9 protein-coding genes and 1 pseudogene are annotated in these 12,324 nt (G+C 38.9%); 5 read left to right on the top strand and 5 right to left on the bottom strand.

Annotation, left to right across the window (positions count from 1 at the left end):
• Positions 1 to 137 precede the first annotated feature (137 nt).
• The 4 genes from AC1DIT_RS06585 to narI are packed head-to-tail and all read left to right on the top strand — an operon-like array spanning position 138 to position 6,554.
• Positions 138 to 3,821 carry a nitrate reductase subunit alpha gene (locus tag AC1DIT_RS06585; protein WP_016116714.1) on the top strand — a complete coding sequence of 1,228 codons (3,684 nt, stop codon included), beginning with the start codon at positions 138 to 140 and terminating at the stop codon, positions 3,819 to 3,821.
• On the top strand, positions 3,811 to 5,286 hold the full coding sequence (narH, locus tag AC1DIT_RS06580) for a nitrate reductase subunit beta (RefSeq protein ID WP_016116715.1): 1,476 nt from the start codon (positions 3,811 to 3,813) through the stop codon (positions 5,284 to 5,286). Before AC1DIT_RS06585 ends, narH begins: the two co-directional genes overlap by 11 nt.
• An 18-nt stretch (positions 5,287 to 5,304) precedes the next feature.
• Positions 5,305 to 5,835 carry a nitrate reductase molybdenum cofactor assembly chaperone gene (narJ, locus tag AC1DIT_RS06575; protein ID WP_016133309.1) on the top strand — a complete coding sequence of 177 codons (531 nt, stop codon included), beginning with the start codon at positions 5,305 to 5,307 and terminating at the stop codon, positions 5,833 to 5,835.
• Between the two features lie 17 nt (positions 5,836 to 5,852).
• The gene (gene narI / locus AC1DIT_RS06570; protein WP_006096259.1) at positions 5,853 to 6,554 is read left to right on the top strand and encodes a respiratory nitrate reductase subunit gamma; all 702 of its coding nucleotides are present in this window, start codon (positions 5,853 to 5,855) and stop codon (positions 6,552 to 6,554) included.
• Positions 6,555 to 6,627: 73 nt separating this feature from the next.
• Here narI and AC1DIT_RS06565 read toward each other — a convergent pair whose 3' ends face one another.
• The 5 genes from AC1DIT_RS06565 to AC1DIT_RS06545 form a co-directional block, all read right to left on the bottom strand.
• Positions 6,628 to 7,164: a YHYH domain-containing protein gene (locus tag AC1DIT_RS06565; RefSeq protein ID WP_476998108.1), complete on the bottom strand. Its 537-nt coding sequence runs from the start codon at positions 7,162 to 7,164 to the stop codon at positions 6,628 to 6,630.
• A gap of 404 nt (positions 7,165 to 7,568) precedes the next feature.
• On the bottom strand, positions 7,569 to 7,889 hold the full coding sequence (locus tag AC1DIT_RS06560; RefSeq protein ID WP_016116719.1) for a hypothetical protein: 321 nt from the start codon (positions 7,887 to 7,889) through the stop codon (positions 7,569 to 7,571).
• Positions 7,890 to 7,907: 18 nt separating this feature from the next.
• A complete protein-coding gene (locus AC1DIT_RS06555; protein ID WP_003201173.1) occupies positions 7,908 to 8,135 on the bottom strand; it encodes a spore germination protein in 228 nt (75 codons plus the stop codon).
• A 135-nt stretch (positions 8,136 to 8,270) separates the two neighbouring features.
• The gene (locus AC1DIT_RS06550; protein WP_003201171.1) at positions 8,271 to 8,576 is read right to left on the bottom strand and encodes a rhodanese-like domain-containing protein; all 306 of its coding nucleotides are present in this window, start codon (positions 8,574 to 8,576) and stop codon (positions 8,271 to 8,273) included.
• Positions 8,577 to 9,247: 671 nt separating this feature from the next.
• A complete protein-coding gene (locus tag AC1DIT_RS06545) occupies positions 9,248 to 10,360 on the bottom strand; it encodes a homoserine O-acetyltransferase family protein (protein ID WP_016133310.1) in 1,113 nt (370 codons plus the stop codon).
• Between the two features lie 202 nt (positions 10,361 to 10,562).
• Between AC1DIT_RS06545 and AC1DIT_RS06540 the strand changes: the two are divergent.
• Positions 10,563 to 12,318, top strand: a pseudogene (locus tag AC1DIT_RS06540) (spore germination protein).
• Positions 12,319 to 12,324 lie beyond the last annotated feature (6 nt).

The following is a 12,324-nucleotide window of genomic DNA, read 5'->3' as shown; positions in this document are numbered from 1 at the left end:
ACAACTTTTCGGAATTTTTTTTAATATCAATCTGATTTTTGACAATCTGTTGAACTGTGATAGATATCACATCTCTATTTTGCATGCTCTCTTATAGTGAAAATAAGCAAGAGAGACGCAATAAAGGAGTGAACAGTATGAAAAAGAAACCTTCAGCATTAATGAAACGTTTAAAATATTTTTCTCCGATAGATCGCTATAACGACAATCATACACAAGAAACATATGAAGACCGTGAATGGGAAAACGTGTATAGAAAACGATGGCAACACGATAAAGTAATCCGCTCTACACACGGCGTTAACTGCACTGGTTCTTGCAGCTGGAATATTTATGTGAAAGATGGAATTGTAACTTGGGAAGGTCAAGAACTGAACTATCCTTCTACCGGCCCTGATATGCCAGATTTTGAACCGCGTGGATGTCCGCGTGGAGCAAGTTTTTCTTGGTACATTTATAGTCCACTTCGCGTGAAATATCCATATGTACGTGGTGTCCTTTGGAATATGTGGCAAGAGGAACTTCAAAATCACAAATCACCGCTAGACGCTTGGAAAAGCATTGTGGAAAACCCTGAAAAAGCACGTACTTATAAAGAGGCGCGTGGTAAAGGCGGATTCATTCGTGCTAGTTGGGATGAAGTATTACAACTAGTCGCTGCTTCCTTACTATACACAGTGATCAAATATGGTCCAGACCGAAATGTTGGTTTCTCACCAATTCCAGCTATGTCGATGTTAAGTCACGCTGCTGGTAGCCGCTTTATGCAGCTCATGGGTGGACCTATGCTTAGCTTCTACGATTGGTACGCTGACTTACCACCAGCTTCTCCGCAAATTTGGGGTGATCAAACAGATGTACCTGAAAGTAGTGATTGGTACAACTCTGGTTACATTATGACATGGGGTTCAAACGTACCAATGACAAGAACACCAGATGCCCATTTCTTAGCGGAGGTACGTTATAAAGGAACGAAAGTCGTTTCCGTAAGTCCTGACTTTGCTGAATCCACAAAATTTGCTGATGATTGGATTAGCGTAAAACAAGGTACAGACGGTGCGCTTGCGATGGCAATGGGACACGTCATCTTACAAGAGTTTTACGTAGACAACCAAGTGGAATACTTCACAAATTATGCAAAACAATATACTGATTTTCCGTTCTTTGTCACATTAAAACAACAAGGAGACCAATTTGTTGCAGATCGTTTCTTAAACGCGAATGATATTGGTCGTGAAACAAAGCTTGGCGAATGGAAACCTGTTCTTTGGAACGAAAACACCAATAATTTTGCAACGCCTCATGGCACAATGGGGTCACGCTGGGATAACGAAAAGAAATGGAACTTACGTTTAGAAGACGAGCAAACAGGCGAAAAAATTGATCCACGCCTTTCTTTACTTGGCATGGAAGATGCAGTTGAAACTGTACAAATTCCATACTTCTCCGATGACGGAAACAAAATATTAGAACGAACAATTCCAGTGAAAAAAATTGCAACAAAAAAAGGCGACATTTTCGTTACAACTGTGTACGACTTAACGTTAGCAAACTACGGTGTCAACCGCGGGCTTGGCGGGCAAGAACCGAAAGACTTCAATGCTGATGTTCCATTTACACCAGCATGGCAAGAAAAAGTGACCGGAGTAAAACGAGAACTGATTATTCAAATCGCTCGTGAGTTTGCTCAAAATGCTGTTGATACAAATGGACGCTCGATGATTATTGTCGGCGCTGGTATTAACCATTGGTTTAACTCTGATACGATTTATCGCGCGGTTCTAAATCTTGTTCTTCTCGTTGGTGCACAAGGTGTAAACGGTGGCGGTTGGGCGCATTATGTTGGGCAAGAAAAATTACGTCCGGCAGAAGGCTGGCAAACAATTGCAATGGCAAAAGACTGGCAAGGTCCGCCGAAATTACAAAACGGTACATCCTTCTTCTATTTTGTAACAGATCAGTGGCGCTATGAAGATACACCAGTTGGCCATTTAGCATCGCCAGTTGTCGGCAACTCACGCTATCAACATCACGGTGATTACAATGTGTTAGCTGCTCGTCTTGGTTGGTTACCTTCTTATCCAACATTCGAGAAGAATGGAATTGAACTATATAAAGAAGCTGTCGCTAGTGGCGCAACAACGGGAGAAGAAATCGGAAAATATGTTGCGCAAAAGCTAAAAGAAAAAGAACTTAAATTTGCAATTGAAGACCCAGATAACAAAAATAACTTCCCGCGCAATTTATTCGTATGGCGCGCAAACTTAATCTCAAGTTCTGGTAAAGGGCACGAGTATTTCTTAAAACATTTATTAGGTACAACAAACGGATTAATGAATGACGATAGCGATTCATTACGACCAGAAGAAATAAAGTGGCATGAAGAAGCACCTGAAGGAAAGCTTGATCTACTGATCAACTTAGATTTCCGTATGGCTGGAACAGCACTTTATTCTGATATCGTCCTTCCTGCCTCAACTTGGTATGAAAAACACGATTTAAGTAGTACAGATATGCATCCGTTCGTACATCCATTTAATCCGGCAATCGGTTCACCGTGGGAAGCACGCTCTGACTGGGATATTTTCTGTTCCCTTTCTAAAGCAGTCTCTGATTTAGCAACAGAACTTCATCTTGATCCGATGAAAGAAGTTGTGGCAACACCACTTCTTCATGATACACCGCAAGAATTAGCACAGCCGCTTGGCAAGATTAAAGATTGGAGCAAAGGTGAGTGTGAACCAATACCAGGAAAGACAATGCCGCAAATTCATGTTGTAGAACGAGATTATAAAACAATTTATGACAAGATGACAGCGCTTGGACCAAACACTGGGAAGCAGCCAATTGGTACGAAAGGGATTTCTTGGTCTGCAGAAAAAGAATATGAACAATTAAAGAGTCGATTAGGCGTTATTCGCACTGACTCTATCGCCAAAGGATGCCCTGATATAACAGAAGCAATCAATGCTGCTGAAGCGGTGTTAACCCTTTCTTCTACAACGAACGGTCATATGGCTGTAAAAGCATGGGAAGCTCTTGAAAAACAAACAGATTTACATCTGCGCGATTTAGCAGAAGAACGCGAAGAAGAATGCTTTACATTCGAACAAATTACTGCGCAGCCAAAAACGGTGATTACTTCCCCTGCCTTTACTGGTTCTGAAAAAGGGGGACGCCGTTACTCACCATTTACAACAAATGTTGAGCGCCTTATCCCTTGGAGAACGATAACTGGACGACAATCGTTCTACTTAGATCACGATATGATGAAGGAATTCGGTGAAACAATGGCAACATTCAAGCCAATCTTGCAACATAAACCGTTCCGTAAATCACGCCCTGAGGTAGAAGGAAAAGAAATTACACTAAACTATTTAACACCGCATAATAAGTGGTCGATTCATAGTATGTACTTTGATTCCTTACCGATGTTAACGCTGTTCCGTGGTGGTCCAACTGTTTGGATGAACAAAGATGACGCCGCCGAAGCTGGTGTTAGTGATAATGACTGGATCGAATGCTTTAACCGTAACGGCGTTGTCGTAGCACGTGCCGTTGTAACGCACCGCATACCAAGAGGAATGGCCTTTATGCACCACGCACAAGACCGTCATATTAACGTGCCTGGTACAAAATTAACGAGCAACCGCGGAGGAACGCATAATAGCCCAACCCGCATTCATGTAAAACCAACACATATGATTGGTGGATACGGTCAATTAAGCTATGGATTTAACTACTACGGTCCAACTGGTAACCAGCGTGACTTAAACGTCGTGATCCGCAAACTGAAGGAGGTAGATTGGCTTGAAGATTAAAGCGCAAGTCGGAATGGTAATGAACCTAGATAAATGCATCGGCTGCCATACTTGTAGCGTAACGTGCAAAAACACCTGGACGAATCGTCCAGGTGCTGAATATATGTATTTCAACAACGTGGAAACAAAACCTGGGATTGGTTATCCAAAACAGTGGGAAGATCAAGAAAAATATAAAGGCGGCTGGGAATTAAAAAACGGTGAAATCCAGCTAAAATCCGGTTCGAAAATGAAACGTCTCATGAACATTTTTCATAACCCAGATCAACCTACAATCGATGATTACTTTGAACCTTGGAACTATGATTATGAAACATTAACAAATAGTCCGCAGCGAAAACATCAACCGGTAGCTCGCCCAAAATCAGCAATTACTGGAGAGTTTATCGACAAAATTGAATGGGGCCCAAACTGGGAAGACGATTTAGCAGGCGGACATATAACAGGCTTGCAAGATCCGAACGTCAAGAAAATGGAAGAAGATATTAAAACAGATTTCGAGAATGTCTTTATGATGTATCTGCCTCGCATTTGCGAACATTGTATGAATCCATCTTGCGTTTCTTCTTGCCCATCTGGAGCGATGTATAAACGTGAAGAAGACGGGATTGTCCTTGTTGATCAAAATGCATGCCGCGCTTGGCGATTCTGCGTTTCTTCTTGTCCATATAAAAAAGTATATTTTAACTGGCAAACAAATAAAGCAGAAAAATGTACAATGTGCTTCCCGCGTATCGAAGCTGGTATGCCAACGATTTGCTCTGAAACATGCGTAGGACGTATTCGTTATATTGGGGTAATGTTATATGACGCTGACAAAGTAAAGGAAGCCGCTTCTGCACCAAACGAAAAAGATTTATATGAATCTCAGCTTACTGTCTTCTTAGATCCAAATGATCCAGAAGTAGCTGCGGAAGCAAAAAAACAAGGTATTCCTGAAGAATGGATTAAAGCGGCTCAAGAATCACCAATTTATAAAATGATTATTGATTGGAAAATCGCCCTTCCTCTTCACCCAGAGTACCGGACAATGCCGATGGTTTGGTATATTCCACCGCTTAGCCCGATTATGAATATGGTGGAAGGGAAAGGAAGCAACTGGCAAGCAGAAGAAATTTTCCCTGCTATTGATAATATGCGTATTCCAATTCAATATTTAGCTAACTTACTTACTGCAGGAGATGAATCACATATTCGTCTTACATTGAAAAAAATGGCTGTTATGCGAACTCATATGAGAGCACTGCAAATTAATAAAGAACCAGATGAAGCTGTATTAAACGAACTCGGTTTAACGAAAGAAGATGTAGAAGATATGTATCGCCTTCTTGCGATTGCAAAATATAAAGACCGTTTCGTTATCCCTACATCTCACCGTGAACAAGTTGCAGATTTATATAGTGAACAAGGAAGCTGCGGCCTTTCCTTCGCAGGCGGCCCAGGTTCTTGTATGACACTCTCTTAAACTAAGGAGGTAATAGCTATGAAACAAGGTTTACAAACTGCTTTTTCTTGTGCTTCCTTCCTTCTCTCCTATCCTGAAACAGGATGGAGAGAAGCTTTACCAGAACTACAAGAAACAATTGATACGATTACGCATGAAGAAATTCACACGTTGCTTACAGCTTTCATCAAACAAGCTCAAGAAAAAACAAACGATCAACTCATTGATTCTTACGTATATACATTCGACTTTGGAAAGAAAACAAATATGTATCTCACTTACATGAACACAGGTGAACAAAGAGAGCGTGGAATTGAATTATTAGAGCTAAAACAACACTATCAAAAAGCTGGCTTTGCGGTAACCGATAAAGAACTACCTGATTATCTACCGCTTCTACTTGAGTTTCTCGCAAACGCAAATGAAGAAGATAGCGAACCAATTATGAGTAGATACACGAAAGATATACAAGCATTGCACGGACAGTTAAAAGAAGCAAATTGTATGTACCAACCAATTCTTGCTACCATTCTCCTCGCCATCGATGCCTGGGGAGTACAAACGAATTAGAAAGGAGTGTCGTCAAAATGATGGATCAATTTTTATGGGTGCTGTTCCCCTATATCATTTTCGCAATCTTTATCGGTGGACACATTTTCAGATACAACTATGATCAATTTGGCTGGACATCAAAATCTAGCGAACTATTAGAGAAAAAAATGCTCCGAATCGGAAGTTTACTCTTTCACTTTGGCATTATGTTCGTAATCGGTGGACACATCATGGGAATATTAATACCAGAATCTGTATATACCTCTTTCGGTATTTCTGAGCATATGTATCATATGGTCGCTATCGGCTTCGGTCTTCCTGCAGGAATTGCTTCAATTGTTGGTTTAGTGATTTTAATGTATCGTCGCTTTACAGTAAAACGCATTATCGCAACAAGTACAAAAGGAGATTATGTCGCCCTCGTCCTCTTGTTCATTGTAATGTTAGCAGGTCTATCCTCTACATTTTTCAATATTGATGCAAAAGGATTTGATTATCGAACAACAATTGGCCCATGGTTCCGCAGCCTCTTTGTTTTCCAGCCGAAAGCAGAATATATGGCAGAAGTACCTATTTGGTTTAAAATCCATATCATTGCAGCGATGGGGCTCTTTGCAACATGGCCATTTACAAGACTTGTACATGTCTTTAGCGTTCCAGTGAAATATTTACGCCGTAGCTATGTTATTTATCGAAAAAGACAACCTATTGAATCTGAAAAAGCAAAAATCCAATAAAAAATAGCACCTATCTTATAAAAATAAGATAGGTGCTATTTTATTTTTCCGTTAATCTTCCATATTCAATTTACTATTTATTCGGATTCCAAGCACCATTACTTTCGAAATAGTACTTTACTCCTTTAATGAGTTGCCAACCTGTTTGCATTGCCCCACTTCCGTTGAAGTAGTACCATTTTCCATCAATTGCTTGCCAACCTGTTTGCATTGCTCCGCTTCCGTTGAAGTAGTACCATGTGCCGCTAATTGCTTGCCAGCCTGTTTGCATTGCTCCGCTTCCGTTGAAGTAGTACCATGTGCCGCTAATTGCTTGCCAGCCTGTTTGCATTGCTCCATTTCCGTTAAAGTAATACCATGTCGTACCTACTTGTTGCCAACCTTTCGCTTTCGTTCCATTTTGATCATAGAAATACCACTTTCCATTTTCTTGTTTCCAATTGTTATGATAATGGTATTCTCCTGTTTCAAGCCCATATTTCCCACAGTTTGTTCGGCAAGTATGTCCACCGTTTTTATCCAATCCACCAGGGCTTGCATAAGCAGCTGTCGTTGATCCCATAATTGTTAGACCAACTGCCATCGCTAAAACTTTCATATTCTTTTTCATAGATTCACTTTCCCCTTCTCTTTATCTATTTATCTACCAAGCATTATTATATGATAACCGAATGATATTAATAAAGAATTGTGTTTTTTACATATTATAAAAATATAAATTCCTAGACTTCTAATATTCTCTATCTACTAAAATAATGCGCTTCCTTTTATAAATCGTTTTACTACGGCAGTATCTGGCACTAACCCAAATAAATAGTGATTTTATATTATTACTAGGTGAACCTCTTGTTTCTATTACAACAAAGGTATTGAACATCCAATTTATCCCGCTATCTGCAGGCAGCAAGCCCCCACCTTTTCCCTCTCCTTGTTCTCCTTGACAACCATATGTACGAAAAAGACGTAAACAATGAAAAAATAAGAAAATCCCCTACTTTTAGTAGAGGACTCTTTCTATAAACCTGGTACAGAATCCAAGCTATCCGCATTCGGAACAGCTTGCATAGTACCTGACGTGTTGGCACTTGGAGAGGTATTCGTGCTCATACTTGTTCCAATCGCTGAACCTTTCGTATACGTCGTTGTCACTACATCCCCTGGGTTCAAGCAAAGATTTGTTGCCGTTCCTATTACAGTCACAACATCAATACAAGTTGGCCCTGTTGCTCCACTATATGTCTTTGATGCAACAAATGAAGTATCCCGCAAGTTATCCCCCGTAAATAAATTCCCATAGTTATTTACAATCACAAACTCTTTAATATTTGCCGGCATGACCAGTCAACCTTTCTGTTATGAACCTAATGTTAATTCACTTGTTTCTAGTGGTGGAAGGAATTCTGGCGTCCTAGGAGTAACTGACGGCATCCGTTTTCCATTCAAAAAAGTAGCGATGCTCGATCCACCAGAACCAGCATATATTTTCAAAGCAGCAAATGGTTCAATAGTATAACAATCACCTACATTAACAGCTCCTGTGTTATTAACAATCTTTATTTTACGAATTCGCGCACTCACCATCCTCCCTCCTTTCTATATAAATCGATTATAATCGCAGGAATTGTTGCTCACTCATATGCGAAAAACAATTCTTGTATACACTGTATGCAAAAGAAAAAAACTTGAAACAGACGCGTTTCAAGTTTTAAAAATGAATTATTGAATTTCACCTTCATATTGCAGCATACCGCCGACCATATTCACTGTTTTAAACCCTTGTTCATTTAAATAATGACATACATTTTCACTGCGCATTCCTGATCGACAAATAAAAATATACTCATTTTCTTTATCAAAGAATTCCACTTTATTTGGAATATCACCCATTTTAATATGTACAGCTTCTGGAATTTTCCCTTGTGCTACTTCCTCATCTTCACGTACATCTACTAAAAATAACGTTTCCCCGTTTTCTAAGCGCTCTTGCACTTCTTCTGTTGTAATTGTTTTTACTTCTGTCATATGTCGTTCCTCCTTAATATAATTAAAACTTTAACGTATTTCCGAAAGAAGTCCCCACTTCAAAACGTGTTCGTATTTAAGTGAGGGGTAGTTGACGTAGTAAATTTTTTCTCTACTCATCTATTCATCACCAATTTTAGCATGGAAAATTACGAACGCAAAGAAGTGAAACTTCCCTCATTTGCATTATTCCTCAACTTAATTGTAAATTTATTACATTTACAAATCTACCTCTCACATTGTATCCTCAATATACTTGTTTTACGAAAGGAGTCGATCGACATGACACTTTTTCTTTTCATTATAGGTCTCATTTTTTTAATTCTCGCTATCATTTCACTCGGTATATTTAACAAAAGAAGAACCACACGATCCTCTCAAGAACGAGCATTCTTTTATTTATTACTTAGTATCGCTTGCCTTGGATTGTGCATTGCTACATACGTCTTCCGTTTAAAAATCATCTAAAAAAAGGTGCCTGCTTAGCGACTTGCACCTTTTCTTTTACACATTTCTATATATCCACTTTGGTTTACCGGTACCCACCTGCACTCGTTTTCTCCTTTTGGTTTCACTCGGCATGGGGCTAAAACAGGCACTGACCGCTTCTATCCACGGCCGGACGCTCTCTCCCACCCCTTAAAGATTAGGTTTTTTATTTCAATTTTCACTTACACTTGTCTCTTTAAAAACTCATCCACTTTCTTTTCAAATAAATGAACATCAAATACACCAGCCATATGGCCATTCATACTTTCAATCTCATAAACCTCTGCGTATTTCCCTTGTTTCTGGAGCAGCTCTACCATTTTATAATTATAACGAGAAGGTTGCAGTAAATCTTGTTTACACGGAATCATAAGCACATCTGCCTCTATTTGAGAAAGTGCCCCTTCTAAAGAGGAAAAACCGTGTGCAAGATCATGTAATAACGTTGCTTTCGCTGTATACATCCATGAATTCGCATCCACAAAAGTAATATTTTGAAGTGTCAATGCATTTATATTTTGTTCAAATGAAGTTCGTGCTGAGAAATTCTCATAAGGTAGCGTTTCCGCACTATTACGCGGAAATGTCGTTTCATAATAGTGAGCATCAAACCCATTTATAAACATCATTTTCCCTGCTAAATGCAGCCCTTTCGTTGGCTGTTCATCCCCATAATTTCCATCATTCCATTTCGAATCTAACTGAATAGCTTCAATTGCATTTTGCAGAACATTAACCGATGTCACAACCGGATTTTGCGGGTTCGTAATGACACCAATCATTCGCTCTACCATATGGGGATAACGAACAGCCCATTGCTGCGCAATCATTCCACCAGCTGATGGTCCGATTACCGCATGTAACCTTGTAATTCCCATTGCATTCACTAATTCATATTGCACACGTGCTACATCTAAAAATGTAAATACCGGAAACCCCATCCCATATTCAGATCCCGTTATTGGATTAACTGATTTTGGCCCCGTTGTAATCACGTAAGGATTTTTCACTTGGACATTACAAAGATTATCAGTACATATCACAAAATAGCGATCGGTATCAATTGCTTTACCCGGTCCAATCAGTCCGTCCCACCAACCAGGAATGAGATCTTGCTCCGTATATTTTCCTGCCGCATGGCTTGTTGCACTAAAATAATGACAGACTAAAATCGCATTTGATTTATCCCGGTTTAATTTACCGTACGTCTCATATCCAATCTGAACAGGGATCTTTATGCCATTTTCAAATGTAAACTCTTTTAAATGAAAGCTTTCTTTTTTCACTTGTAGCATAATTCTCTCCTTCATTGTGAATTCGTCATTATATATCAATCTTTCATAACAAATCTATTTCGCTTACAAAAACTATTATACGTCTCCAAAAGAAACCCTTCTTTAAACACAGAGAATTTTCGCTTCTCCCTAAACATGTGCATAATATACAAAATACGCCATAAACTAACATTATCTTACATGAGTTAAAGAGGGAATACGTATGATATGGAAATGGTTTCGAAAGAAAAAAAAATCAAGTAAAACAGATTCAAAAGAGCAAAATCAAACTACTGAACAAGCAGCAAACACAAAACAAACAACATCAATCTGCCCAAGCTACTAAACAAGACCAGCAAACACAAAACAAACAACATCAATCTGCCCAAGCTACTAAACAAGACCAGCAAACACAAAACAAACAGCATCAATCTGCTCAAGGTACTAAACAAGACGCGCAAACACCAGGCAAGCAGCAAAATAATAGTAGCAATAGCATTTATGATTTCAGTAAACCCGAGAAAGAAAAGGTTCACTCTCTTCAAGATTTATTAGAAAACCTAAAAACATCTAGTGATTTTGTAAGTTATCACACATCAGATGATGAAACAATGCCGTATTGGATTTCTTATTACCGGCCATCGCTTGATGGTGAAAAATTACAAAAGTATTTAATGCCAGCTTTATTAGAGCATAGATGTTCTACATTAGAAGAATTAAAAGAACATATTCCAATGAGCGGGATTACAATTACAAATGATCTTCAAAAAATTGAAGATATGGTTTTAAAAGGTCACGCTATCGTACAGTTACATGAACAAGATCAAAAATGTATCTTAGCAAATATCACAATTGATAATTATCGGGCGCCATCTATTCCATTAAATGAATCTACAGTTATTGGTCCACAAGAGGGATTTGTAGAGGATATTGATACGAATCTTAACTTAGTACGTAAACGCCTTCCAGTGTTAGCACTACAAACAAAAGAGGTTATCATTGGGACATTCTCTAAAACAAAAGTTGTCATGATGTATTTAGAGAACCTTGCTGAAAAAGACAGTGTTGATTATTTAGAAGAGTCACTTCGTACAATTGAATACGATCAAATCAACGACAGTTCCTATATTCAAGAATTGATGGGAGAAAAATCAATCTTCCCACTATTTATTAATACAGAACGTACAGACCGAGTAACGACCGCATTAATTGATGGAAAAATCGCTATTTTTGTAGATGGTTCACCGAGCGTCTTACTCACTCCTGTTTCATACTTTGATTTTTTTGTTTCGCCAGAGGATTACAACGTATCTTGGCTTTACGCTACGTTTTCAAGATTTTTAAGACTCATTGCTGTTCTGTTTTCCATCTGCGCAGCACCATTATATGTTGCCATTTTAAGTTATCATTACGAATTAATTCCAAGCGATTTACTCGAAACATTAATTTTATCAAGAGCACAAGTTCCTTTCCCACCTTTAATAGAAGCACTCTTTCTAGAACTGGTTATTGATTTACTTAGAGAGGCTGGGGCTAGACTACCAATGAAAGTAGGCCAAACACTTGGTATTGTAGGCGGTATCGTAATCGGACAAGCATCTGTACAAGCAGGACTAACAAGTAATATTTTGTTAATCATTGTCGCCTTATCCGCGTTAGCTTCCTTTATCACACCGATTTATAAGATGGGGAACGCAGTTCGCTTACTACGATTCCCATTCCTTTTATTTGCAGAATTAGGTGGACTATTCGGAATTTCACTAGGTTTTATCTTTTTATTTACTCATCTATTCAGGCTTTCTTCTTTACAGAAACCATTCGCGCTCTTTTATCCAGCAAGGCGACAATCACTAAAAGACTCTTGGATTCGGTTTCCATTATCTATGATTGATACAAGAGATATTCAAGCAAGGCCGCAACACGTAAAAAAATCAGCAAAGGGGATTTCAACAAAACATACATCTGACTTTGACGAATAAGAAATG

Source organism: Bacillus sp. 05T22 (assembly GCF_056396765.1).
Note: the sequence above shows the minus strand (reverse complement) of the source record. Positions and strands in the feature narration are given on the sequence as shown.

What these genes read in the sequence shown, in the direction of transcription:
- AC1DIT_RS06585 (WP_016116714.1), top strand. Translation starts at nt 138, where the DNA reads ATGAAAAAGAAACCTTCAGCATTAATGAAACGTTTAAAATATTTTTCT.
- narJ (WP_016133309.1), top strand. Translation starts at nt 5,305, where the DNA reads ATGAAACAAGGTTTACAAACTGCTTTTTCTTGTGCTTCCTTCCTTCTC.
- narI (WP_006096259.1), top strand. Translation starts at nt 5,853, where the DNA reads ATGATGGATCAATTTTTATGGGTGCTGTTCCCCTATATCATTTTCGCA.
- AC1DIT_RS06565 (WP_476998108.1), bottom strand. Translation starts at nt 7,164, where the DNA reads ATGAAAAAGAATATGAAAGTTTTAGCGATGGCAGTTGGTCTAACAATT.
- AC1DIT_RS06560 (WP_016116719.1), bottom strand. Translation starts at nt 7,889, where the DNA reads ATGCCGGCAAATATTAAAGAGTTTGTGATTGTAAATAACTATGGGAAT.
- AC1DIT_RS06555 (WP_003201173.1), bottom strand. Translation starts at nt 8,135, where the DNA reads ATGGTGAGTGCGCGAATTCGTAAAATAAAGATTGTTAATAACACAGGA.
- AC1DIT_RS06550 (WP_003201171.1), bottom strand. Translation starts at nt 8,576, where the DNA reads ATGACAGAAGTAAAAACAATTACAACAGAAGAAGTGCAAGAGCGCTTA.
- AC1DIT_RS06545 (WP_016133310.1), bottom strand. Translation starts at nt 10,360, where the DNA reads ATGCTACAAGTGAAAAAAGAAAGCTTTCATTTAAAAGAGTTTACATTT.